The sequence below is a fragment of the Streptomyces sp. NBC_01481 genome, assembly GCF_026339995.1.
In the GTDB taxonomy this organism is placed as follows: Bacteria; Actinomycetota; Actinomycetes; order Streptomycetales; family Streptomycetaceae; genus Streptomyces.
Genome location: NZ_JAPEPT010000005.1, coordinates 404233 through 427706, shown reverse-complemented (window position 1 = coordinate 427706; position 23474 = coordinate 404233). Strand labels below are relative to the sequence as shown.

Below are 23474 nucleotides of genomic sequence, written 5' to 3'. Positions count from 1 at the left end.
ACTCGCCGACGGCCTCTCCGTGAAGGAGCCCGCCATGTCGATGATCCGTGACCTGCGCGCAGCGGTGCGCCCGGCCCTGCGCAAGAGCAGCACCCCGTACAACACGTACGACACCACCCGCGACCCGTCCGCCTCCAGCGCCGTCGTCGACTGCGCGGTCTACCGCGACGGGAAGCGGCTGGACACCGACGTCTGCCAGACGCCGCACGAGGCGATGCTGCGGGTGCGCGAGGCCGGCGGCTTCGCGTGGATCGGGCTGCATGAGCCGACGGAAGCCGAATTCGCGGGTATCGCGGCGGAGTTCGGGCTGCACCCGCTGGCCGTCGAGGACGCGGTTCACGCCCATCAGCGGCCCAAGCTGGAGCGCTACGACGACACGCTGTTCACCGTCTTCAAGACGATCCACTACGTCGACCACGCCGAGCTCACGGCGACGAGCGAGGTCGTCGAGACCGGTGAGGTGATGTGCTTCACCGGCCGGGACTTCGTCATCACGGTGCGGCACGGCGGCAAGGGCTCGCTGCGGGCGCTGCGGCACGGGCTGCAGAAGGACACCGAACTGCTCGCCAAAGGGCCTTCGGCGGTGCTGCACGCCATCGCGGACCATGTCGTCGACGGCTACATCGCGGTGGCCGCGGCGGTGCAGGACGACATCGACGAGGTCGAGATCGATGTCTTCTCGGCGCCCGCGAAAGGCAGCCCGCGGGGCAGCGACGCGGGCCGGATCTACCAGCTCAAGCGTGAGGTGCTGGAGTTCAAGCGGGCCGTGTCCCCGCTGCTGCGGCCGATGCAGCTGCTGAGCGAGCGGCCGATGCGGCTGGTCGACCCCGACATCCAGAAGTACTTCCGCGATGTCGCCGACCACCTCGCCCGGGTACAGGAAGAGGTCATCGGCTTCGACGAGCTGCTCAACTCCATCCTCCAGGCCAATCTGGCGCAGGCGACGGTCGCGCAGAACGAGGACATGCGCAAGATCACCTCCTGGGCGGCGATCATCGCCGTGCCGACGGCCGTCTGCGGCGTGTACGGCATGAACTTCGACCACATGCCGGAGCTGCACTGGAAGTACGGCTACCCCATGGTGCTCACCGGCATCATCGGGCTCTGCCTCGCGATCCACCGCACCCTCAAGCGCAACGGCTGGCTGTAGATAGGCTGCCCGCATGACAGAAAAGCTGCTCGGCCAGGCGCTCGTCGAGGAGGCCACGAAGAAGTCCGGCCTCATCTGGGTGCGCGGCGGGGGTCCCACGAGGGCCCTGTGGCACGTCTGGCACGAGGGCGCCGCGCATGTCGTGGGCGACGGGCCCGGCGAGCAGCCCCTGCCGCAGCTGGCGAACGGCGCGACGGCCGAGGTCACGGTCCGCAGCAAGGACAAGGGCGGCCGGCTGATCGCCTGGACGGCGACGGTGAACGAACTGGAGCCGCACTCCGAGGCCTGGGAGTCGGCCGTCGCCGAACTGAAGGGCAAGCGGCTGAACGCGCCGGACGCCGAGCAGATGACGGAGCGCTGGGCACGTGAGTGCCGGGTGCTGCGCCTGGAGCCGCAGGACGCGAACACCGACTTCCCGCCCGACTCGGGAGCGGCGGCCCCGCTGCCGACGACGGCGACGACGCGCCTTCCTGTGCCTGCGGGGCTGCCGCGGCTGCTCATGAAGCGCAAGCGGAAGAGCGGCTAGCCAGTCACCGCGCCCTGGGGGGTGTCCGGCGGATCAGGCTGGGCTCGCGACGCCTTGCGACTCCGTCTCCGGCGTTGTCGTCGGTCGGCATGGCTCCGCCATGCCTCCCTCCTCCGTCTTGGATCCGAAGCCGCATGACGCCGCTCCCTGATCCAGCCTGATCCGCCGGACAACCCCTAGTCGCTCGTCTTCGGGAGCTTCTGGCCGTAGTCGACCGTCTCGTCCTTCGACGGCGCCGCCAGCGCGAAGTCCTTGTCCCAGTCCCCCAGCGTCAGCACACCCGCCCCGCCCGCCCGCGCGAACTGCAGCGGATACGGCTTGCCCTCCAGCGAGACGTCGAGCGTGCCGCCCGTGCCCTCGCCCGCCATGACCTTGATCGTGCGGACGCCGCCCACCTGCGTACGGTCGCCCTTGCTGAGATCGCCCTGCATCCCGAGCAGGCCCTCCAGCAGCACATCCATGTCCGTGAAGCCGCGGAACTGCTTGTACGCCGGGTCCCCCTTCGGGACCTTCACGTACTTGTCGTTGAGCTTGCCCGCCGCCTGGGAGTCCGACGTACCCGGCTTCTCGTCGCCCTCGCCGTCCACGTGGGTCCAGAAGCCCGCGTCGGCCTTGAGGTAGAGCGCGTCCCCGATCCGCAGCAGCTCGAAGGTGTTGTCCTTCGAGGTGACCGAGCCGGTGCCGCCGTCGTGCTTGAGGCGCATGTTGAGCTTGTACGTGCCGCCCTTGCTGACCAGCGTCCCGGAGAGCCGTACCGACGTGGCCGCGTCCGCCGTCGCGCGTGCCTTCGTCTCGATCTCGGCCGCGGACAGCTTGGCGATGCCGTTGGTCCCTGCGTCCGGGTCCTCGCCGCACGCCGTGAGTACCGCGGTCAGCACGGCGCAGAGCGCCACGGAGAGCGCGGCCCGGCGGGCCCGGAGAACCGGAGGGAGGGGAGTCACAAGCGCACTGCCTCTCATCTGCTTGTCGTGGTGGCAGGTCGCAGCGTACCCGTGCCGGGGGCATCGATCGGAAGGGTCCCGTCCGGACGTCCAGCCAGGGCGGCGCGGAACGGTACGGGCTAGCCTGAAGCCCTCAAACAGCGGTATTCGCGGGCAAAAAAGGAGGTGCGGAGCATGGCAGCGGGCGCCCCTCGGATCTTTGTCTCCCACCTCGCCGGTGTGCCTGTGTTCGACCCCCACGGAGACCAGGTGGGACGTGTGCGCGACCTGGTCGCGATGCTGCGCGTGGGCCGCCGCCCGCCGCGCCTGCTCGGCATGGTCGTCGAAGTGCTCAGCCGCCGCCGGATCTTCCTCCCGATGACCCGGGTAACCGGCGTGGAGTCGGGCCAGGTCATCACCACCGGCGTACTGAACATGCGCCGTTTCGAGCAGCGCCCCACCGAGCGGCTGGTGCTCGGCGAACTGCTGGACCGGCGCGTACGGATCGTGGACACCGGCGAGGAGGTGGCCGTCCTCGACGTCTCGATCCAGCAGTTGCCCGCCCGCCGCGACTGGGAGATCGACAAGGTCTTCGTGCGCAAGGGAAAGCCCGGGGCGCTGCGCCGCAAGGGCGAGACGCTGACCGTCGAGTGGTCGGCCGTGACCGGCTTCTCGCTGGAGGAGAACGGGCAGGGCGCCGAGAGCCTGCTGGCGACCTTTGAGCAGTTGCGCCCCGCCGACCTCGCCAATGTGCTGCACCACCTGTCGCCGAAGCGCCGTGCCGAGGTCGCCGCCGCGCTCGACGACGATCGGCTCGCGGACGTCCTGGAGGAACTGCCCGACGACGACCAGGTGGAGATCCTCGGAAAGCTCAAGGAGGAGCGCGCCGCGGACGTCCTGGAGGCGATGGACCCCGACGATGCGGCCGACCTGCTCTCGGAGCTCCCCGAGGAGGACAAGGAGCGGCTGCTCGCGCTGATGCGGCCGGACGACGCCGCCGATGTGCGGCGCCTGCTGTCGTACGAGGAGCGGACGGCGGGCGGTCTGATGACCACCGAGCCGATCGTGCTGCGGCCGGACGCGACGGTCGCGGACGCGCTGGCGCGCGTACGCCAGCAGGACCTCTCCCCCGCGCTCGCCGCGCAGGTGTACGTGTGCAGGCCGCCCGACGAGACGCCGACCGGCAAGTACCTGGGCACGGTGCATTTCCAGCGGCTGCTCAGGGACCCGCCGTTCACACTGGTCAGCTCGATCGTGGACAGCGATCTGCCACCGCTCGCGCCGGACACCCCGCTGCCCGAGGTGACCAGCTATCTCGCGGCGTACAACATGGTGGCGGCGCCCGTCGTCGACGAGGGCGGATCGCTGCTGGGGGCCGTGACCGTCGACGACGTACTCGACCATCTGCTGCCGGAGGACTGGCGGGAGACAGACTTCGAGGAGTCCGCCCACGAGGAGTCCGCCCGGGACGAGTCCGCCCGCGAGGAGTCCGCACATGGGTAGCGGCAGCGAGCACGGGACGGGTGAGCGCGGCGAGCAGAAGGAGCGGACGCTCGCCGGGGCGAGTGCCCTGCCCCGTCACCGCATACGGCTCGACCAGCCGCGCGCGCCGCGGCGCAGGCTGCTGCCGCAGTACGACCCCGAGGCCTTCGGCAGGTTCTCCGAGCGGTTCGCCCGCTTCCTGGGGACGGGGCGGTTCATCGTCTGGATGACGGTGATCATCATCGTGTGGCTCCTCTGGAACGTCTTCGCGCCCAAGGGTCTGCGCTTCGACGAGTTCCCGTTCATCTTTCTGACGCTGATGCTGTCGCTTCAGGCGTCCTACGCGGCCCCGCTGATCCTGCTGGCGCAGAACCGGCAGGACGACCGGGACCGGGTCACGTACGAGCAGGACCGCAAGCAGGGCGAGCGCTCCATCGCGGACACGGAGTATCTGACGCGGGAGATCGCCGCGCTCCGGATGGGTCTCGGCGAGGTCGCGACCCGGGACTGGATCCGCTCCGAATTCCAGGATCTGATGAAGGAGATGGACGAGCGGCGGCTATTCCCGTACGAGCGCCAAGACCGGAGTGACGAAGGCGACCGCTAGGGCTTACCGGGGGTGGCACCCCGCGCCGTACCATCGTCCGTATGGCTACACAAGACGCGGTGCTTGAAGCACTGGCGACGGTGAACGACCCCGAGATCCACCGCCCGATCACCGACCTCGGCATGGTCAAATCGGTCGAGATCGGGGCGGACGGCGCGGTCGCCGTCACGGTGTATCTCACCGTCTCCGGCTGCCCGATGCGCGAGACGATCACCCAGAATGTGACCGACGCCGTCGCGCGCGTCGAGGGCGTCACGCGCGTCGACGTGACGCTGGACGTGATGGGCGACGAGCAGCGGCGCGAGCTGGCGGCCTCGCTGCGCGGCGGCACCGCCGAGCGCGAGGTGCCGTTCGCCAAGCCGGGCTCGCTGACCAGGGTGTACGCGGTGGCCTCGGGCAAGGGCGGCGTCGGCAAGTCCTCCGTGACCGTGAACCTGGCGGCGGCCATGGCGGCCGACGGGCTGAAGGTCGGCGTCGTGGACGCGGACATCTACGGGCACAGCGTGCCGCGCATGCTCGGCGTGGACGGCCGTCCCACCCAGGTCGAGAACATGATCATGCCGCCGTCCGCGAACGGCGTGAAGGTCATCTCGATCGGGATGTTCACCCCGGGCAACGCCCCGGTGGTCTGGCGCGGCCCGATGCTGCACCGCGCGCTCCAGCAGTTCCTCGCGGACGTGTACTGGGGCGACCTGGACGTGCTGCTTCTCGACCTGCCGCCGGGCACCGGCGACATCGCGATCTCCGTGGCGCAGCTGGTGCCGAACGCCGAGATCCTGGTGGTCACGACCCCGCAGCAGGCCGCGGCCGAGGTGGCCGAGCGGGCCGGCTCGATCGCCGTACAGACCCACCAGAAGATCGTCGGCGTCGTCGAGAACATGTCGGGCATGCCGTGCCCGCACTGCGACGAGATCGTCGACGTCTTCGGCTCGGGCGGCGGCCGTCGGGTCGCCGAGGGGCTCACGAAGACGACCGGCGCGAATGTGCCGGTGCTGGGCTCGATCCCGATCGACGTCCGGCTGCGCGAGGGCGGCGACGAGGGCAAGCCGGTCGTCCTGACCGACCCGGGCTCCCCTGCGGGCGCGGCACTGCGGGCGATCGCGGACAAGCTGGGCGGCCGGGCGCGCGGGCTGTCGGGCATGTCGCTGGGCATCACGCCGCGCAACAAGTTCTGAGGCGACTTTCCGGCCTTCCGGGTCCGGGGGACAGCGCCCCCGGACCCCCGACTCCGGTCAGGCGTACGCGCCCAGGTCCTTGACCACGGAGAAGGCCAGCCCGTACGCGCTCATCCCCCGCCCGTACGCACCGATGTGCACGCCCGCCCGCGTCGATCCCGCCAGCACCCAGCCGAACTCCGACTCGCGGTAGTGGAAGGACGTCGGCACACCGTCCACCGGCAGCGAGAGCACCGACCAGGCCGGTCCGTGCAGATCGTCGGCCAGCTCGAACGCGGTTTCCGTCTGCTGCTCCAGCCAGTCGTCGCGCAGCGAGTGGTCCATCTGGGCGGGCCAGGTGTGGGCCAGCAGTCCCGAGCCGGCCAGCCAGGCCGCCGAGGAGACCGAGGTGGCGTCCAGGACACCCGTGCCGTCACCGCTGCCGCGCACCGGGCTCGCTACGACGGTGATGACCGCCGCGAACCGCTCCCTCTCCGCGCCGCCGGCCTCCGACCGTATCGACGGCTCGTCGCCGTGGCCGATCGCGCCGTGCTGGACCGTGCCGTCCGCCGCGGCGCCGACCTGCATCAGCCAGCGCGGACCGGTGAAGGCCTCGTCGAGGCCGTACCAGGGGAACAACGCCCGCAGGTATCCGTCGACCGCGCGCCGGGCCGGCGTCCCCGCGGGTGCCGCCGCGAGCGGGCGCTGCCCGCCGGGGGCAGGGGAATCGCTGACTGTGCCTTGCGCCGCCAGCCGACTTGTCGTCTCCATCTACCCGGCCGCCTCCTCTGTGTCCGAGGCCCGGAGCGGACCCGCCCCCCTCGGGCGTCCTCACTGCCGGACAGATGGAGAATAGCCACCCTGTCCCGGCTCGCAGGGATTGACGGTACTCAGGTGGCGTCTGCGTCGAAGGGCGGGCGCTCGTCCTGATCGAGCTTTTCGCGCTTCTTGAGCAGGTCGGGGGTGCCGGGCGAGCCGTTGACGGCGGCAGGGACCGAGGTGCTGGATTCGTTGCTGTTCACCGCGTCCGCGACCTCGTTCATCTCCTTCTTGAGGTCGAAGCTGCTGCGGAGGTCCTTGAGTTCCTTCAGGTCCTCGTTCTCGTTCAGCTGCTTGCGGATGTACGCCTTCGGGTTGAGGTCCTCGAACTCGAAGTCCTTGAACTCCGGCCCCAGTTCGCTGCGGATGTCCTGCTTCGCGCTCTCGGAGAACTCGCGGATCTTCCGGATGAAGCGGGTGACGTCCTGGATGACTTTCGGCAGCTTGTCCGGGCCGAAGATGAGCACGGCGAGCACCACGAGCGCCGCCAGCTCCAGTGCGCCTATGTCATTGAACACCCTGCTGCTCCTCGTGTTCTGTGCGGCCCGCAGGTCGGATGGGGTCCGGGCCCGATCCACGGTACCCGCCCGAACTGTCCGCGCGGTACCTTCCCGCGGCCCGTGCCAGGCCCTGTGCCGCGGGCGTTTCGCTGTACGTCATGTGCCGGACGCAGAGCCGAGTGTGAGGGTCAGCGTCCGTTCACGCCCACCGCGGACCAGGGTCAGTTCGAGGCGGTCGCCGGGGCGGTGGGAGCGGATCTTCACTATCAGTTCCTCGCCGCTGTGGACGCGCTGGCCGTCGACCTTGGTGATGACGTCGCCCGGCTTGATACCGGCCTTGGCGCTGGGGCCCTTGGGGGAGACGGACGGGGTGCCGTCCTTGCTCTTCTCGCCGACCCGCGCGCCGTCGCCGGTGTACTTCATGTCGAGGCTGACGCCGATCACCGGATGGGTCGCCCTGCCGGTGTTGATCAGTTCCTCGGCGACGCGCTTGCCCTGATTGATGGGGATGGCGAAGCCGAGTCCGATGGAGCCCGCCTGGCCGCCCTCGGGGCCCGAGCCGGTGTCGGCGGCACGGATGGCGCTGTTGATGCCGATGACACGGGCCTTGGTGTCCACCAGCGGTCCGCCCGAATTGCCGGGGTTTATCGGGGCGTCGGTCTGGAGCGCGTCGACATAGCTGACATCGCTGCCGTCGCCCTTCTCGCCGCCCGCCGTGATGGGGCGCTCCTTGGCGCTGATGATGCCGGAGGTCACGGTGTTCTGGAGGTCGAAGGGCGCGCCGATGGCCACGACCGGGTCGCCGACCTGGACGCTGTCGGAGTTGCCGAGGGGCAGCGGCTTGAGGTGGGAGACACCGGTGACCTTGACGACTGCGAGGTCGTAGCCGCTGTCCTTGCCGACGAGGGTCGCCTTGGCGGTCTCGCCGCCGCTGAACGTGACGGAGATCTCTCCGGCGGAGCCTGCCGGGTCCACGACATGGTTGTTGGTCAGGATGTGGCCCTGCTGGTCGAGTACGAAGCCGGTGCCGGTGCCCTGTGCGCCGCTGCCGCTGACATGGAGGGTGACGACGCTCGGCAGCGCGCTGGCGGCGATGCCCGCGACGCTGTCGGGCGCGCGGTGGCCGTTGTCCTTGGACGCCTGCGGGAGTTCGATGTCGGTGATGCCGCCGTTGCGTTCGATGTACGCGCCGATGCCGCCGCCGATCCCGCCGGCGACCAGCGCCAGCAGGACGGCTCCGACGAGCAGCGATCCACGGCGCTTCTTCCTGGCGGGCTCGCCGACGTGGGTCAGCGGCCGGCCGGGGGTGCTCCACGGGTCGTACTGCAGCCAGAGCGAGGGCCCCGGCTGAGCCGGGACCAGGGGCTGCGGGTGCGCATGCGGCTGGGGCTGCGGCGGCGGGGCGTATCCGCCGCCCGACGCCGGTGCCGGGCCGTTCGGCGCGCTGTACTGCGGCGGAATGGCCGTGCCGTGTGCCGGCGTCGGCACCGGCCGCTGTACGGGCGGTGCGGGGGCCCAGGGGCCCGGCCCGCCGTACGGCGGGGTGCTGTACTCGTCGGGCTCGTGCAGCGGCTTGGGCCTGGACGGCGGAGCACTGGACGGCGGAGAAGTCGGCGACGGAGAAGTGGGCGGAAGCTCCGCTGTGACCTCGGTGTCCGGTACCTCCTCGGGCGCGGCCACCAGAGCTGGTTCAGGAACCGTCACCGGCTCCTGAATCTGCGCCTCGGGGTGGTTCGCACGTCCCGCGCTGGGCCGACTCCACCACTTCGCCTTGGGTCCGGTGGGCTTCCCGTCGTCCATGCTCTCCCCGCAAACTGCCGACCACTGCGCGCCCCAGTGGGGCACCCCTCAGAGGATTCAACCAGGTTTGCGAATCTCCGCGCAGGTCGCGGTCAGTGGCGGGGTGAGCGGGGCGCAGCAGGATGCGCCGGAGCAGCGATATGTGGGGGAACGGGTGTGGCCGTGGGGGTGGGACCGGGCGCGGTGGCGAACTGGAACGCCGAGCCCGTGGGACGTATCAGCGGGGGCCCGGAGAGCGAGGTGTCCGTCAGCATCGGTGCGGAGAAGGCGTGGTTGTGCGGCGCGGCCGGGGCCAGCAGGCTGGGCTGCGCGGCGACGGCCGGCCGACTGTCGGGTCTGCCAAGGCTGTTGCCGCCCCCGCTGCGGCGCTCGGTCTCCGTGGTCCTGATGCCGGTCACCCCGGAACCCGAACCGGTGGCCGTACGCAGTGGCGTGACGTTGTTCCCCGAGCCCTCGCCTCGGGGGCCTGCCTGGAGTGGAGCGTCCAGCGGCACGGCCCCGCCGAGGGCGATCGCCGCGAACGAGACGGCGCTCGCGGCCGCGAAAGCGAACCTGCGTCCGCGCCAGGGCGAGCGCTCCGCTTCCGAACGCCTGACGTCATGGATCCGGAAGCCGCCGGACCTGCCGGGAAGCACGGACGCGTGCGGCCCCTCGGGGACGTACCCGAAGGTCTGGGTGCGGGAGTCGCGGGCTTGTCCCGACGAGGGGTTCAGCGCTCCGAATACGGAGTCGGCGATCCGCCCCCCGTCGAAAGGACCCCCCCGGTCGTCGTCACCTCCGGGGCCGGCGGGCAGCCCTTGGAGCCGCGCGAGCAGCCCCTCGGAGGGCGGCGGCGGCGCGGTGTGCGCGAAGACGTTCTTCAGGCGGCGCTGGGCATCGGCCTCGGCCTTGCACTTGGGACAGGTCGCCAGATGGGCCAGGACCCGGTCCCGTACGTCGTGTTTCAGCTCGCCGTCGACAAGCGCGGCAAGCCGGTCCCCCAGATGCTGCTCCGCGGGGGTGGGGCTTGAGCCAGTCACGCCGGTCCGCCCTCCCCTGCCAGGCTCACCGCGGCCGTCAGCGTGCGCTGCTGCTCCGCACGGGCCTCCGGGGAACGGTGCTGCAGGGCCTTGCGCAGATGGGACCGGCCGCGGTGGATGCGGCTGCGGACGGTGCCGAGCTTGACGCCGAGGGTCGCGGCGATCTCCTCGTACGACAGCCCCTCGATGTCACAGAGGACCACGGCGGCGCGGAACTCCGGGGCGAGGGTGTCCAGCGCCTGCTGCACATCGGCGTCGAAGTGGGTGTCGTTGAAGACCTGCTGCGGGGACGGCTCACGGCTGGGAAGCCGCTCGGCCGCGTCGTCGCCGAGCGCGTCGAAGCGGATGCGCTGCTTGCGGCGGACCATGTCCAGGAACAGGTTCGTGGTGATCCGGTGCAGCCAGCCCTCGAAGGTGCCGGGGGTGTACGTCGACAAGGAGCGGAAGACGCGGACGAAGACTTCCTGAGTGAGGTCCTCGGCGTCGTGCTGGTTGCCCGTCAGTCGGTAAGCGAGACGGTAGACCCGGCCGCTGTGCGTGCTGACGATCTCCTCCCAGGAGGGAGGGGTCCACGCCTGCGATTCCGCATCCGATGCGAACGTCGCGGTTGGTGCGGAGTCGTGGGTGCGGGACTGGTCAGCAATGTCGGTCACGGATCTCGGCTCACCCGACGACCTGAGGAAGCGCCTCAGCACTCCTCTCCGATCCGCAGGTGCAGCCGCACCTCCCCTGTCGGCTCTGGTGGTGTCCAGCGGAGCCCCTACCATAGCCACCTCGCCCGTTAGCTCCGGATAAGAATCTTTACGCGAATTTGGGTGCTGCTTCCGGTCTTGATCCATGCGCTTACCCCCGTCCTTCATAACGCCTGGTCCCATCTGCGGGTTCCCGGGCGCAGCGGATACAGTCAGCGTCGCGCCAACTACGGGGACAGGAGAGGGTCATTACCGCCAACCGGCAGACGAGCTGGGCGTTCGCCGACGCCTTTGTCGCCGAGGACGACGCGCTGCGCTGGGCCCGTGACCGGTCCCGGGAGTCAGGGCTCCCCTCGGTGTCACCAGGCACGGGTGCCGCGCTGCGACTGCTGGCTGCCACGGCTGACGCGAAAGCGGTGGCCGAAATCGGTACGGGGACGGGTGTCTCCGGGATCTATCTGCTGCAGGGCATGCGGCCCGACGGCGTACTGACCACGGTGGACCCCGAGCCGGACCGTCAGCAGTTCGCCAAGCAGGCGTTCCGCGCGGCGGGCTTCGCGGGGAACCGGGCCCGGTTCATCCCGGGCCGGGCGCTGGACGTCCTTCCGCGCCTGGCCGACGGCGGGTACGACCTCGTGTTCTGCGACGGCGACCGGATGGAGTCGCTGGACTATCTCGCTGAATCGTTGCGCCTGCTGCGACCTGGCGGTCTGGTCTGCTTCGAGGGCGTCTTCTCGGAGGGCCGCACGGTCGACTCGGCGGCTCAGCCGGCGGAGGTGCTGCGCGTACGGGAACTGCTGCGGACGGTCCGCGAGAGCCAGGAGCTGCTGCCGTCCCTGCTTCCGGTGGGCGACGGCCTCCTCTGCGCGGTCCGGCGCGGCTGACGCACGGCCGGAGCTCCGCCCCGAAAACCGCATGGCCCCGGGAAACAGCATTGCCCCGGCACCTCAGTGCCGGGGCAATGAAAAGTGTGGGCGCTTCCGCGTCAGCCGACGACCTTCTTCAGGGCGTCGCCGAGGGCATCGGCTTCGTCCGGAGTCAGCTCGACAACAAGCCGACCGCCGCCTTCGAGCGGAACGCGCATGACGATGCCCCGCCCCTCCTTGGTCACCTCGAGCGGGCCGTCGCCCGTCCGCGGCTTCATGGCCGCCATGCTCGTTCCCCTTCCTGAAACCAGCTCATCGCAGCCGACAACCCAGGTGTCACCGGCATCGAACACATTGCTTCCAGGTCATTATCCCGCATGGCGGGACCCGATGACCAACATCGGTCGGCATCGCTTGCGCAACGCGCTCTCTCAAAACCACTCAATTCGGCGATCCGCCTGCGATACTTCGCCGCCGCGCACCGGACCGGGCCCGAAGATTGTTTGACGCAGGTCACATGTTCGGTCCCGGCGATCTCCGCCATGCTGGGCCTGAACACTCGCCGAAGATGCCTGAACAACGCTGTTTGAGCCGCAAAGGGGACCCTGCCATGGCCGACTCCGTGCTGTACGAGGTGAGCGACGGACTCGCGACGATCACGATCAACCGGCCCGAGGCCATGAACGCGATGAACACCGAGGCCAAAGTCGCCCTCCGGGACGCGGCCCAGGAAGCCGCCGCGGACCCCGCCGTACGGGCGGTACTGCTCACCGCGGCCGGGCGCGCCTTCTGTGTGGGCCAGGACCTCAAGGAGCACATCGGGACCCTCGCCGCCGCCCGCGAAGCGGGCAGCGGCGATGTCATGACCACCGTGCGCGAGCACTACAACCCCATCGTGCGAGCCCTGACCGAGATGCCGAAGCCGGTCGTGGCCGGGGTCAACGGCGTCGCCGCGGGCGCGGGCCTCGGCTTCGCACTCGCCGCGGACTACCGGGTCGTCGCCGACACCGCCAAATTCACGACGTCCTTCGCGGGTGTCGCGCTGACTGCGGACTCCGCGGTGTCCTGGACGCTGCCCCGGCTGATCGGCCAGAGCCGCGCCGCCGACCTGCTGCTCTTCCCGCGGTCGTTCTCCGCGCGCGAGGCGTACGAGTGGGGCATCGCGAACAAGCTGGTCCCCGCCGACGACCTGGCCGCCGAGGCGGCCGCCGTGGCCCGTGCCCTCGCCGAGGGGCCGACCGTGGCGTACGCGGCGCTCAAGGAGTCCCTGGCCTTCGGCGCGGGCCACACGCTCGGCGAAACGCTCGAGAAGGAGGACGAGCTCCAGACGCGGGCGGGCGCCTCGGAGGACCACGCGATCGCGGTCCAGGCGTTCATCGGCAAGGAGAAGCCGAAGTACCTCGGCCGCTAGCAAGCTAGGACGCCAGGGAGGCGGCTCCGCGGGCGACGCAGTCGCTCAGATGGTCGTCGACGAGGCCGCATGCCTGCATCAGGGCGTACGCGGTGGTCGGCCCGATGAAGCGCAGACCACGTTTCTTCAGGGCCTTCGCCAGCGCCGTGGACTCGTCGGTGACCGCGGGCACGTCGGCGATCGTGCGCGGAGCCGGCCGCTTCGCCGCATCCGGGGCGTGCGACCAGATCAGCGTGTCCAGCTCGCCGGCCGGCCAGTCGGCGAGCACACGCGCGTTGGCGAGGGTCGCCTCGACCTTGGCGCGATTGCGGATGATCCCGGGGTCGGCGAGCAGTCGCTCCTTGTCGGCATCGGTGAACGCCGCAACGGATGCGATCTTGAAGTCGTCGAAGGCGGTACGGAAGCTGTCGCGGCGGCGCAGAATGGTGATCCAGGACAGGCCCGACTGGAACGCCTCCAGGCAGAGCCGTTCGAACAGCGCGTCGTCACCGTGGACCGGGCGGCCCCACTCCTCGTCGTGGTACGTGACGTACTCGTCGGCGGACAGGCCCCAGGGGCAGCGCAGCTTCCCGTCGGGCCCGGGGACGGCGCCGCCCGTCACTGCTCGGGCTCCTCGCCGGGCTTGGTGAACAGGTCGCGCCTGCCCCCCGCGGTGGCCTGCGCACCGGCCAGCGCGGACTCCAGTTCGGCGATGCGCGCGTCCCGCTCGGCGAGCTCCGCGCCGAGGCGGCCCAGCACATCGTCCACATCGGCCATCCGGTAGCCACGGGGGGCGACCGGCAGCCGCAGCGCGTCGACGTCGGCCCGGCCGACGGGGCGGGAGACCGGCAGCGGATCCACGAGCTGCTCGGGCGCCACCTCCGGCAGAGCCGCCCTGTCGCCGCCGCCGACCACGGCGAGTGTGACCGCGGCGACGACCACGACCATCGCGATCAGCAAGAACAAGAACACGAGCGACCCTCTCCCCGGAGCGGAAACTGTCCGGTGCTGATCGTGCCACGACCCTCTGACAGTTAGGGTCGCAGGCGGACGACCTGAGGAGGAAACCGCTGATGCTGCGGCTGGGACGGCGCGAATTCGACGTGCACGAGCCGGTGATCATGGCGATCGTGAACCGTACGCCTGACTCCTTCTACGACCAGGGCGCGACGTTCCGCGACGAGCCCGCGCTCGCCCGCGTCGAGCAGGCCGTGGCGGAGGGCGCCGCCATCATCGACATCGGTGGTGTGAAGGCCGGTCCCGGCGAGGAGGTCACCGCCGAGGAGGAGGCGCGGCGGACGGTCGGCTTCGTGGCCGAGGTCCGCAGGCGGCACCCGGACATCGTGATCAGCGTCGACACCTGGCGGCACGAGGTGGGCGAGGCGGTCTGCGAGGCCGGCGCGGATCTGCTCAACGACGCGTGGGGCGGCGTCGACCCGAAGCTGGCGGAGGTGGCCGCACGGTACGGCGTCGGCCTGGTGTGCACCCACGCGGGCGGCGCGGAGCCGCGGACGCGGCCGCACCGGATCGCGTACGACGACGTGGTCGCCGACATTCTGCGGGTGACGCTGTCGCTGGCCGAGCGGGCCGTGGGGCTGGGGGTGCGCCGGGACGGGATCATGATCGATCCAGGGCACGACTTCGGGAAGAACACACGCCATTCGCTGGAGGCGACACGGCGGCTCGGGGAGCTCGTCGAGACGGGATGGCCAGTGCTGGTCTCGCTCTCGAACAAGGACTTCGTCGGCGAGACGCTCGACAAGCCGGTGAAGGAGCGCGTAATCGGGACGCTGGCGACGACGGCGGTGTCGGCATGGCTGGGGGCGCAGGTGTACCGGGTGCACGAGGTGGCGGAGACGCGGCAGGTGCTGGACATGGTGTCGACGATCGCGGGGCACAGGGGGCCGGCGGTGGCGAGGCGGGGGCTGGCGTAAGGGGGGCGGTGCGGGTGCGGGGCGCCTGCGGCGGGCTTGTTCCCCACCCCGCCCTCCCCCTACGGCCTGGCGGCCGTGGGAGGTACCCCCATCCCGAACTGGGGGCAAGCCCCCAGACCCCCGTACGCGCTTCGCGCGTGTCCTCAAACGCCGGACGGGCTGACATGTGCGGCCCAGCCGCACATGTCAGCCCCGTGGGGGTCCCCCCGGACGAAGTCTGGGGGAGTTTGAGGCGCGGGGTCCGGGGCAGCGCCCCCGCCTAGCGGCCCGTCTCCTTCGTCACCATCGAGACCGCCTCCTCCACGTCGTCCGTGACATGGAACAGCAGCAGATCGTGCTCCGACGCCTTCCCCTGCGCCACCACCGTGTTCCGCAGCCAGTCCACCAGGCCGCTCCAGTACTCCGTGCCGAACAGCACGATCGGGAAGCGCGTCACCTTCCGCGTCTGGACCAGGGTGAGCGCCTCGAACAGTTCGTCCAGCGTGCCGAGGCCGCCCGGCAGGACCACGAAGCCCTGCGCGTACTTCACGAACATCGTCTTGCGGACGAAGAAGTAGCGGAAGTTCACGCCGATGTCGACGTGCTGGTTGAGCCCCTGCTCGAAGGGGAGCTCGATGCCCAGGCCGACCGAGATGCCCTCCGCCTCCCGCGCGCCCTTGTTCGCCGCCTCCATCGCGCCCGGGCCGCCGCCCGTGATCACCGCGAAGCCGGCGTCGACGAGGGCCTTGCCGATGCGGACACCCGTCTCGTACTCGGGGGTTCCCGGCGCCGTGCGGGCCGAGCCGAAGACGCTGATCGCGCTGGGCAGTTCGGCGAGCGCGCCGAAGCCCTCAACGAACTCCGACTGGATGCGCATGACCCGCCAGGGGTCGGTGTGCACCCACTCGGAGTCGCCCTCGGTGTCCAGCAGCCGCTGGTCGGTGGTGCCGGGCTGGACCTGCTGCCTGCGGCGCAGCACCGGTCCCAGTCGCTGTTCCGCCAGCGCCCGCAAACCCTCGGGTCCCTCGGGGTTGCCCATGACCTGCTCCCTCCGCCGAACATCAATGCTTTGGCTCAGGGTAGGTCGGCGAACGTTACGACATGTGAAATCAGGGCTGTCCGGCAGTGAGCCAGTCACGGAGCCGGGTCTCGCAGTGCGTGATCTTCTCGACGGCGACATGCTCGTCCCGCTTGTGGGCGAAGAGCGCGTCGCCCGGCCCGTAGTTGACCGCGGGCACCCCCAGCCCGCTGAAACGTGAGACGTCCGTCCAGCCGAACTTGGGCTGCGCGCTGCCGCCGACGGCCTCCATGAACGCGGCCGCGGCCGGGTGCGAGAGCCCCGGCAGCGCTCCGCCCGAGTGGTCGTCCACCACGAACTCCTCGACGCCGCAGTCCGCGAAGACCTCGTGGACGTGCGCCAGGGCCTGCTCCTCGGTGAGGTCGGGCGCGTAGCGGTAGTTGACCACGACGGTGCACTCGTCGGGGATGACGTTGCTGGCGACGCCGCCCTCGATCCGTACGGCGTTGAGCCCCTCGCGGTACTCGAGGCCGTCGATCACCGGCCGCCTCGGCTCGTACGCGGCGAGGCGGGCCAGGATCGGGGCCGCGGCGTGAATGGCATTGGACCCCATCCAGCTGCGCGCGGAGTGTGCCCGCTCCCCCGTCGTACGGAGAAAGACCCGCAGCGTGCCCTGGCAGCCGCCCTCGACCTGGGCGTCGGAGGGCTCCAGGAGGACCGCGAAGTCACCCTCCAGCCAGTCGGGGTGGGCTTCGGCCACATGACCCAGCCCGTTGAGGTGTGCGGCGACCTCTTCGTTGTCGTAGAAGACGAAGGTGAGATCGCGGTTGGGCTCGGGGACGGTCGCGGCGATACGCAGCTGGAGCGCGACGCCCGACTTCATGTCGCTCGTGCCGCAGCCCCAGAGCACGCCGTTCTCGTCCAGCCGGGAGGGCACGTTGTCCGCGATCGGGACGGTGTCGATGTGGCCGGCGAGGATGACCCGCTCGGTGTGCCCGAGGTAGGTGCGGGCGACGACGTTGTTCCCGTGCCGGTCGACGGTGAGGTGCGGCAGTTCGCGCAATGCCTCCTCGATCGCGTCGGCCAGGGGCTTCTCGGTGCCGCTGACCGACGGGAAGTCGACGAGTGCGGCGGTGAGCGCCGGGGCATCAAGAGTGAGGTCAAGCACGGTGTCGGGCATGGCTCCGACCTTAACGCGGGCTCCAGTACGGTGGGCAGGTGTCCGAGACCGCCTCCCCAGTCCGGCGCGGCCGCCTCCTGCGTATCGCGGCCGCGTTCGTCGTGCTGCTGGCCCTGATCGGCTACGTCGTCGTGCAGTACGTCACCGGCGGCGGCGCTCCGCGCTGCACGGTCCGGGCGCCCCAGGGCGAGGACGGCGGCCCCCGGTACGAACTCAGCGCCGAGCAGGCCGCGAACGCCGCGACGATCTCCGCGGTCGGCACCACCCGCGGCATGCCGGAGCGTGCGGTCACCATCGCGCTCGCGACGGCTCTCCAGGAGTCGGGTCTGCGCAACCTCGGGCACGGCGACCGGGACTCGCTGGGCCTCTTCCAGCAGCGCCCCTCGAAGGGCTGGGGCACGGCCGCCCAGATCCTCGACCCCGTCTACTCCGCCGGGAAGTTCTACGAGCATCTCGCCGAGGTCCCCGGCTATTCGCGGCTCCCGCTGACGGTCGCCGCGCAGCGCGTCCAGCGCAGTGGTTTCCCGCAGGCGTACGCGAAGCACGAGCCCGATGCGACGCTGCTGGCCGCGGCCCTGACCGGTCGCGCGGGCGGGGCGCTGACCTGCGAGTCGCGTGAGCGCGACACCGCGGGCGACCCGGGGAAGGTCCGGGCCGAGCTGGTGCGGGCGTTCGGTCCCGAGGTGCTGCCGAAGGCACGGGCCTCCGGCCGGACGGGAGCGCCCGGCCCGCGCGAGGTGTCCGTACCGGTGCCGTCGACGGCCGGGACGTACGGCGGCGGGGCCACCCAGCGGGGCTGGGAGCTGGCGCACTGGGCGGTGGCGCGGGCGAACGGGCTGCGCATCGAGGAGGTCTCGTACCGGGGCCGGGTGTGGAGCGCGCGGAATTCCGAGAAGGGCTGGCATTCCGCCGGCAAGAACACGCCGTCGGAGAAGTCCGCGGCGGATTCCGGTACCGCCGACGTACGAATTCGCCTCGCACGCTGATCCGGACACTCCCCCGAACGAGGCACTCCACTCAACTCGGGACGAGAACACTCGCGGCTGTTCGGCTCGCATACGACCGATCCCCCAATTCCCCTGCAAACAACGGGAAGTGACGGTTCGGCAGACGGTTGCGCAATGGAATGTTTGCCCGTCTTTATCCGAAGCCGATAATGCGACGCATTGCAAACTCTTTACCTCGGGGCACCGCAACTTCTCCCGCCCTTCCGGCGGTTGTCACTGCGTCCGAACCACAGTCCTTCTCGCCTCTAGGAGCATCATGTCCCTCCCCCTGACCCGTCGGATCGCCCGTGCCGCGCTGATCGTCGCGGCGGGAGCTGCCCCCGTGGTCGGTGCGGCCGGCTCCGCAGGCGCCGTGGAACTTCCGCAGGCCCCGGTGGGCGGCCTGACCGCGCTCGACACGGACGGCGTCGGCGACACGGTCGACGGTGCGTCGCAGAAGACCACCGACCTGGCGGGCAAGACCGGCGGCAGTGCGGTCAAGAAGGCCGTTCCGACCGCGGGCAAGGCCGTCGACAAGGCCGGCAAGACCGTCGGAACGACCGGCGAGTCGGCGCCCGCCGCCGCCCAGGAGGTGGCCGGTGACACCGCGGGCAGCGCCGGCGAGGTCGTGGGCGGCACCGCCGGCACCGCGACGCAGTCGCTCGGCGGCCTCCCCGTCGGCAGCGGCCTGCCCGTCGGCGGCGACCTCCCCGTCGGCGGCGATCTTCCCGTCGGCGACGGCCTGCCCACCGAGCAGCTGCCCGTGCAGTCCCCGCTCGGCTAGTCCGTACACACCGAAGGGGCCTCGGGATCTGTGCTCCCGGGGCCCCTTCGCGCGTTCTCTGCCGGACTCAGCCCAGGCGCTTGACCGCGGCCTCGACACGCTCGTCGGTCGCCGTGAAGGCCACCCGTACGAAATGCTCACCGGCCGTCCCGTAGAAGTCGCCCGGCGCCACCAGAATGCCGAGCTCCGCCAGGTGCGCCACCGTGTCCCAGCACGGCTCGTCGCGCGTCGCCCACAGATAGAGGCTGGCCTCGCTGTGCTCGATCCGGAAGCCGTGCCCCTCCAGCGCGGTGCGCAGAGCGGTACGCCGGGCCGCGTACCGCGCCCGCTGCTCGCTGACATGGACGTCGTCGCCGAGCGCCACGACCGTGGCGGCCTGCACCGGCGCGGGCGTCATCATGCCGCCGTGCTTGCGGATCTGCAGCAGCTCGCCCAGCACCCTCTCGTCACCGGCGATGAAGGCCGCGCGATAGCCCGCCAGGTTGGAGCGCTTGGAGAGCGAGTGGACGGCGACGACACCCTCGTACGTACCGCCGCAGACATCCGGGTGCAGCACCGAGACCGGTTCCGCCTCCCAGCCCAGCTCCAGATAGCACTCGTCGCTGAAGACCAGCACGCCGTGCTCGCGCGCCCACGCGACGATGCGGGTCAGCTCGTCCTTGGCCAGCACGCGGCCGGTCGGGTTGGAGGGCGAGTTGAGCCAGAGCAGCTTGAGTCCGGCGGGGTCGAGCTCGGTCGGGTCGTCGTAGACGACGGCCTCCGCGCGGGCCAGCCGCGCGCCGACCTCGTACGTCGGATACGCGAGCCGCGGGTGGGCGATCCTGTCGCCCGGGCCGAGACCCAGCTGGGTCGGCAGCCAGGCCACCAGCTCCTTGGAGCCGACGACGGGCAGGACGTTCGTGTGCGCGACGTCGACCGCGCCGAGGCGCCGCTCGACCCAGCCGGTGAGCGCGTTCCGCAGCTCGACCGTGCCCCACACCGTCGGATAGCCGGGCGAGTCGGCCGCCGCGACCAGGGCCTTTTGGATCAGGTCCGGGACGGAGTCGACCGGCGTGCCGACGGAGAGGTCCACGATGCCGTCGGGGTGGGCGGCGGCCGTCGCCTTGTACGGCTCGAGCTTGTCCCAGGGGAAGACGGGAAGGCGCGAAGAGACTGCGGACACGGGCTTCTCTTTCTGTCTTTCCGGGGTGAACGCTTCGGTCCCGTACGGACGACGAAGCCGTACGGGACCGGGGAGAGCACCTGCCGCGAGTCCTACTGGTTCTGCGGCGGAAGTGCGGCGATGAAGGGGTGGTCGCGCTCGATGAGGCCGAGCTTGGAGGCACCACCGGGCGAACCGAGATCGTCGAAGAACTCGACGTTCGCCTTGTAGTAGTCCTTCCACTCCTCGGGGGTGTCGTCCTCGTAGAAGATCGCCTCGACCGGGCAGACCGGCTCACAAGCACCACAGTCGACGCATTCGTCCGGGTGGATGTACAAGGACCGGGAGCCCTCGTAGATGCAGTCGACGGGGCACTCCTCGATGCACGCCTTGTCCTTGACGTCGACACAAGGCTGCGCGATGACGTAGGTCACGCTGTCGTTCCTCCTCGGTAGGGCTGGCATTGCGCGGGAGCGCGGCGTCGTCGATGCCCGCCCCTAGTATCTCCGTTCCTGGGGACGATCCGAACAGGAGGGGCGCGCAGACCTGTGGAATTCACCGGCGGCGGACGGCTCGAGGTCCGTATTACACCTGCTGACGTGGGCAAACGTGTATCAGTCCGGCGCCTGACCGATACTGACAGCGAGCTGACGAAGTTCACCGACACGGTTGGCGTTCTCACATCCTGGAAGCAGGGTGTGCTGCTGATCACACGAAGGACCGGAGAGACCGTCCGTATCGCGGAATCGTCCCTGGTCGCGGGCAAGGTCGTCCCTGCCGCGCCGGCTCGGCGGCGGGGTCCCGCGTCGGATTTCGAGGAACTCGCGCGGGTCACGGCGCGCGCCTGGCAGCCGGTGGAGAGCGAACGGCTGGGCGAGTGGGAGCTGCGGGCGTCGTCCGGCTTCACCCGGCGGGCCAACTCGGTGCTGCCGCTCGGCGACCCGGGGCTGCCCCTCGACGAGGCACTGGCGCATGTGCGTGCCTGGTACGAGCGCCGGAGACTGCCCGCGTACATACAGACCGCGACCGGCGCGGCGGGCACCCAGGAGGAGCTCTGCGCGCAGCTGGAGGCGCGCGACTGGAGGCGCGAGGTGTCGGCGGAGGTGCGGATCGGGGGCCTGGCGCCCATCGGCGACCTGGACGCGGAGGTGGAGCGGGTGCGGCTCGCGCGCTCCGTCGACGAGGCATGGCTGCAGCGCTACCAGCGGTTCGGTGTGCCCGGGCCACATGTGCTTCACGTCCTGGAAAGCGGCCCTTCTGTGTGGTTCGCAACCGTGCCCGGCGAGGGTGAGGTGCCTGCGGCCATCGGGCGGTGTGTGGTCGACGGACGCTGGGCGGGCTTCATGGCTGTGGAGGTGGATCCGGCGTACCGGCGTCAGCGCCTGGCCACCACGGTGATGACCGCGCTGGCGCGGCGCGCGCTGGAGGAGGGCGCGTCGGCCGCGTGGCTGCAGGTGGAGGCCGACAACGACGGGGCGCGTGCGCTGTACGAGGGGATGGGCTTCGCGACCCATCACCGCTATCACCACTTCCGGCCCGCGTAGGCGGGTACGAAACGCGTATGCACGACGAATCCCCCGACATGCCCGCCGACCGGTCCGCCGACCGGCGGCAGCAGTTCGCCGAGGAGGCCCGCTCCGAGCGGCCCGACCTCGCGGCGCTGTGCCTGCTCGTGGGCGCGGTGGCGGACCCGGCCGTGGACGACTCCGCCCTGGACGCGGCCCAGATCGAACTGGACCGGCTGGCCGGACTGCTCCCCTTCGGTCTCTCCGCTCCCCGCGCCTGGGCGGCGGCGCTGGCCGACCTCCTCGGCGGACGCCTCGGCTTCAAGGGCTCACCCGGTGACTATCAGCGCCTGGAGTCCTCCCTCCTGCACGAGGTCCTGCGGCGCCGCCGGGGCCTGCCCATCCTGCTGTCGGTGGTCTGGATCGAGGTCGCCCGCCGTGCGGGGGCGCCGGTGTACGGGGTGGCCCTGCCCGGCCACTTCGTGGTCGGCTTCGGCGACCCGGCCGCCACGGACGAGCAGGTCCTCGTGGACCCCTTCGCGGGCGGCCGGCCACTGACGGGATCGGACGCGGAACTACTGGTCGCGGGCGCGACGGGCGCGCCGCTCGACCCGTCGATGCTGACGGCGGCGGATCCGCTGGACGTGGTGCTGCGCATCCTCAACAACATCCGCGCCTGGGCGACAACCCGCCCGGAACGCTCGGACGTCGCCCTGTGGGCGGTCGACCTGTCCCTGCTGCTGCCCTCACATCCGGCGCGGCTGCGCTACGAACGGGCGCAACTGCTCGTGGAGCGAGGTGAGTTCGTGACGGGAGCGGCGGAGATGGACGCGTACGCGGAGGTGGTGGCAGCGGTCGATCCGGGGACAGCGGAGGCGATCAGACGAAAGGCGCGGGTGGCGCGGGCGATGCTGAACTGAGTCCCCGCCCCTAACTGACGGCGCCGGCCGCCTTGACCGCGGTGACGAAGGACGTCCAGGCGGCCGGGCCGAAGACGACGGCCGGGCCGTGGGGGTTCTTGCTGTCGCGGACGGGGATGTGGGTGGGGTGGGCGTCGTTCACTTCGAGGCAGCTGCCCTCACTCGCGCCGCTGTAGCTGGACTTGCGCCACAGCGACGGCACCGCAGCATCCGGGATGACGTGCTCACTGTGATTCACGCTCGTACTCCTCTGCAACGGACCTGATCAGGGCCAGCGACTCATGGTGCGACAGCGCGTCGCCCAAAGCGAGATCGTAGGCAGCCATGCCCTGTTGCACCACCGATGGAAGGTCCCAGACCTTGCCTGTATTCCAGCCCTCCACGTACACGATCGGCGGCAGGTCCTCGAACCACATCAGCGAGACCATGCTCTCCATCAGCGCGTGGGCACCCGCTCCGAATGGCAGTACGTGAACACGGACACGGCGTCGCTCGCCCAACTTCACGATATGCCACAACTGTTCAGCCATGGTGCCCGGACCACCGACGGGGCGCCGGAACACCGCCTCGTCCAACAGCGCCCACACAACGGGTGACCTTGGGTTCTCAAGGATGTGGGCGCGACCCAGGCGCGTGACGAGCGCCTTGTCACACTCCTCATCCGTCTTCAGCGGGAAGCCCGACTGGAACACCGCGCGTGCATAGCCCTCGGTCTGCAGGATGCCCGGCACGAGGGCAGTCGCGTATTCCCGAATCAACGACGCCTGCTGCTCCATCTCCTTCGCGGCCTCGAAGTGTTCGGCCACCTTCCGGCCGTCCAGCGTCGGCAGAAACCGTTCGAAGATCCCGCCCGTCCCCAGCACCTGATCAAGCCGCCGCGCGTCGTCCGTCGACGGTCTGCGCCTGCCCGCCTCGATGTGCGCGATGTGGGTGCGGGACATGATCGCCCGCTGGCTCAGCTCCTCCTGGGTGAGCCCAGCCGCTTCGCGCCGGGAGCGCAGCTCCTCGCCGTACCTCTCGCGCGACTGCGGGTTGTCCTCGATCGCCATGCCCAACTCCCCCGCGTGCATTGTCCGGTGTCACGTGCGAACCCCTACCGAGC

General features: G+C 70.6%; 27 protein-coding genes. 12 read left to right on the top strand and 15 right to left on the bottom strand.

Features of this window, described 5'->3' with window-relative positions; genetic code table 11:
* The first annotated feature begins 34 nt into the window (after positions 1–34).
* Both OOK40_RS28065 and OOK40_RS28060 read left to right on the top strand, forming a co-directional pair.
* Positions 35–1150 carry a magnesium and cobalt transport protein CorA gene (locus OOK40_RS28065; RefSeq protein ID WP_266487146.1) on the top strand — a complete coding sequence of 372 codons (1116 nt, stop codon included), beginning with the start codon at positions 35–37 and terminating at the stop codon, positions 1148–1150.
* A 13-nt stretch (positions 1151–1163) separates the two neighbouring features.
* Positions 1164–1676 carry a hypothetical protein gene (locus OOK40_RS28060; RefSeq protein WP_266487145.1) on the top strand — a complete coding sequence of 171 codons (513 nt, stop codon included), beginning with the start codon at positions 1164–1166 and terminating at the stop codon, positions 1674–1676.
* Between the two features lie 176 nt (positions 1677–1852).
* On the opposite strand, the gene OOK40_RS28055 is transcribed toward OOK40_RS28060, so the two are convergent.
* Positions 1853–2617: a hypothetical protein gene (locus OOK40_RS28055; RefSeq protein WP_266487143.1), complete on the bottom strand. Its 765-nt coding sequence runs from the start codon at positions 2615–2617 to the stop codon at positions 1853–1855.
* 174 nt (positions 2618–2791) lie between these two features.
* On the opposite strand from OOK40_RS28055, the gene OOK40_RS28050 reads away from it, so the two are divergent.
* The 3 genes from OOK40_RS28050 to OOK40_RS28040 are packed head-to-tail and all read left to right on the top strand — an operon-like array spanning position 2792 to position 5860.
* On the top strand, positions 2792–4099 hold the full coding sequence (locus OOK40_RS28050) for a CBS domain-containing protein (RefSeq protein ID WP_266487142.1): 1308 nt from the start codon (positions 2792–2794) through the stop codon (positions 4097–4099).
* Positions 4092–4685 carry a DUF1003 domain-containing protein gene (locus OOK40_RS28045; RefSeq protein WP_266487141.1) on the top strand — a complete coding sequence of 198 codons (594 nt, stop codon included), beginning with the start codon at positions 4092–4094 and terminating at the stop codon, positions 4683–4685. The genes OOK40_RS28050 and OOK40_RS28045 overlap by 8 nt, the downstream gene beginning before the upstream one ends.
* A gap of 41 nt (positions 4686–4726) precedes the next feature.
* Complete coding sequence (locus tag OOK40_RS28040) at positions 4727–5860, top strand: Mrp/NBP35 family ATP-binding protein (protein WP_266487139.1); 1134 nt, start codon at positions 4727–4729, stop codon at positions 5858–5860.
* 57 nt (positions 5861–5917) lie between these two features.
* Here OOK40_RS28040 and OOK40_RS28035 read toward each other — a convergent pair whose 3' ends face one another.
* From OOK40_RS28035 to sigE, 5 genes are all read right to left on the bottom strand, one after another.
* On the bottom strand, positions 5918–6610 hold the full coding sequence (locus OOK40_RS28035) for a hypothetical protein (protein WP_266487138.1): 693 nt from the start codon (positions 6608–6610) through the stop codon (positions 5918–5920).
* Between the two features lie 119 nt (positions 6611–6729).
* A complete protein-coding gene (locus OOK40_RS28030) occupies positions 6730–7176 on the bottom strand; it encodes a sec-independent translocase (RefSeq protein ID WP_266487136.1) in 447 nt (148 codons plus the stop codon).
* Positions 7177–7314: 138 nt separating this feature from the next.
* Positions 7315–8958, bottom strand: a complete 1644-nt coding sequence (locus OOK40_RS28025; RefSeq protein WP_266487134.1) for a S1C family serine protease — start codon at positions 8956–8958, stop codon at positions 7315–7317.
* Positions 8959–9050: 92 nt separating this feature from the next.
* On the bottom strand, positions 9051–9977 hold the full coding sequence (locus OOK40_RS28020; protein ID WP_266487133.1) for an anti-sigma factor: 927 nt from the start codon (positions 9975–9977) through the stop codon (positions 9051–9053).
* The gene (sigE, locus tag OOK40_RS28015) at positions 9974–10744 is read right to left on the bottom strand and encodes an RNA polymerase sigma factor SigE (protein ID WP_266487131.1); all 771 of its coding nucleotides are present in this window, start codon (positions 10742–10744) and stop codon (positions 9974–9976) included. The genes OOK40_RS28020 and sigE overlap by 4 nt, the downstream gene beginning before the upstream one ends.
* Positions 10745–10875: 131 nt before the next feature.
* On the opposite strand from sigE, the gene OOK40_RS28010 reads away from it, so the two are divergent.
* Positions 10876–11553, top strand: coding sequence for an O-methyltransferase (locus OOK40_RS28010; protein WP_266487688.1), 678 nt, complete (start codon positions 10876–10878; stop codon positions 11551–11553).
* Between the two features lie 101 nt (positions 11554–11654).
* Here OOK40_RS28010 and OOK40_RS28005 read toward each other — a convergent pair whose 3' ends face one another.
* Positions 11655–11822 carry a DUF3117 domain-containing protein gene (locus OOK40_RS28005; RefSeq protein ID WP_003966491.1) on the bottom strand — a complete coding sequence of 56 codons (168 nt, stop codon included), beginning with the start codon at positions 11820–11822 and terminating at the stop codon, positions 11655–11657.
* A gap of 323 nt (positions 11823–12145) precedes the next feature.
* Between OOK40_RS28005 and OOK40_RS28000 the strand changes: the two genes are divergently transcribed.
* Positions 12146–12946 (top strand): enoyl-CoA hydratase-related protein, encoded by an 801-nt coding sequence (locus OOK40_RS28000; RefSeq protein WP_266487130.1) that lies wholly within the window; start codon positions 12146–12148, stop codon positions 12944–12946.
* Between the two features lie 4 nt (positions 12947–12950).
* On the opposite strand, the gene OOK40_RS27995 is transcribed toward OOK40_RS28000, so the two are convergent.
* Positions 12951–13547 (bottom strand): DNA-3-methyladenine glycosylase I, encoded by a 597-nt coding sequence (locus OOK40_RS27995; RefSeq protein ID WP_323136125.1) that lies wholly within the window; start codon positions 13545–13547, stop codon positions 12951–12953.
* Positions 13544–13897, bottom strand: a complete 354-nt coding sequence (locus OOK40_RS27990; RefSeq protein ID WP_266487129.1) for a DivIVA domain-containing protein — start codon at positions 13895–13897, stop codon at positions 13544–13546. The genes OOK40_RS27995 and OOK40_RS27990 overlap by 4 nt, the downstream gene beginning before the upstream one ends.
* Before the next feature lie 101 nt (positions 13898–13998).
* On the opposite strand from OOK40_RS27990, the gene folP reads away from it, so the two are divergent.
* A complete protein-coding gene (gene folP, locus OOK40_RS27985) occupies positions 13999–14859 on the top strand; it encodes a dihydropteroate synthase (protein WP_266487128.1) in 861 nt (286 codons plus the stop codon).
* A gap of 259 nt (positions 14860–15118) precedes the next feature.
* On the opposite strand, the gene OOK40_RS27980 is transcribed toward folP, so the two are convergent.
* Positions 15119–15877 (bottom strand): TIGR00730 family Rossman fold protein, encoded by a 759-nt coding sequence (locus OOK40_RS27980; RefSeq protein ID WP_266487127.1) that lies wholly within the window; start codon positions 15875–15877, stop codon positions 15119–15121.
* 70 nt (positions 15878–15947) lie between these two features.
* Complete coding sequence (gene dapE, locus OOK40_RS27975) at positions 15948–17036, bottom strand: succinyl-diaminopimelate desuccinylase (RefSeq protein WP_266487126.1); 1089 nt, start codon at positions 17034–17036, stop codon at positions 15948–15950.
* 38 nt (positions 17037–17074) lie between these two features.
* Between dapE and OOK40_RS27970 the strand changes: the two genes are divergently transcribed.
* Both OOK40_RS27970 and OOK40_RS27965 read left to right on the top strand, forming a co-directional pair.
* Positions 17075–18022, top strand: coding sequence for a hypothetical protein (locus tag OOK40_RS27970; protein ID WP_266487124.1), 948 nt, complete (start codon positions 17075–17077; stop codon positions 18020–18022).
* A 277-nt stretch (positions 18023–18299) separates the two neighbouring features.
* Positions 18300–18806 carry an ATP-binding protein gene (locus tag OOK40_RS27965; RefSeq protein WP_266487123.1) on the top strand — a complete coding sequence of 169 codons (507 nt, stop codon included), beginning with the start codon at positions 18300–18302 and terminating at the stop codon, positions 18804–18806.
* Positions 18807–18873: 67 nt separating this feature from the next.
* Here OOK40_RS27965 and OOK40_RS27960 read toward each other — a convergent pair whose 3' ends face one another.
* On the bottom strand, positions 18874–19968 hold the full coding sequence (locus tag OOK40_RS27960) for a bifunctional succinyldiaminopimelate transaminase/glutamate-prephenate aminotransferase (protein ID WP_266487122.1): 1095 nt from the start codon (positions 19966–19968) through the stop codon (positions 18874–18876).
* Positions 19969–20060: 92 nt separating this feature from the next.
* A complete protein-coding gene (gene fdxA / locus OOK40_RS27955) occupies positions 20061–20381 on the bottom strand; it encodes a ferredoxin (protein ID WP_266487120.1) in 321 nt (106 codons plus the stop codon).
* A 114-nt stretch (positions 20382–20495) separates the two neighbouring features.
* Here fdxA and OOK40_RS27950 point away from each other — a divergent pair, with 114 nt between their 5' ends.
* Complete coding sequence (locus tag OOK40_RS27950) at positions 20496–21491, top strand: GNAT family N-acetyltransferase (protein ID WP_266487118.1); 996 nt, start codon at positions 20496–20498, stop codon at positions 21489–21491.
* Between the two features lie 17 nt (positions 21492–21508).
* Complete coding sequence (locus OOK40_RS27945) at positions 21509–22372, top strand: transglutaminase-like domain-containing protein (RefSeq protein ID WP_266487116.1); 864 nt, start codon at positions 21509–21511, stop codon at positions 22370–22372.
* Positions 22373–22382: 10 nt separating this feature from the next.
* Here the strand turns inward: OOK40_RS27945 and OOK40_RS27940 are convergent, their stop codons facing one another.
* Together OOK40_RS27940 and OOK40_RS27935 are read right to left on the bottom strand one after the other, a co-directional pair.
* Entirely contained in the window at positions 22383–22610 is a 228-nt protein-coding gene (locus OOK40_RS27940; RefSeq protein ID WP_266487114.1) for a DUF397 domain-containing protein, read from the bottom strand.
* Positions 22597–23421 carry a helix-turn-helix transcriptional regulator gene (locus OOK40_RS27935; protein ID WP_266487112.1) on the bottom strand — a complete coding sequence of 275 codons (825 nt, stop codon included), beginning with the start codon at positions 23419–23421 and terminating at the stop codon, positions 22597–22599. The genes OOK40_RS27940 and OOK40_RS27935 overlap by 14 nt, the downstream gene beginning before the upstream one ends.
* Between the last annotated feature and the right edge of the window lie 53 nt (positions 23422–23474).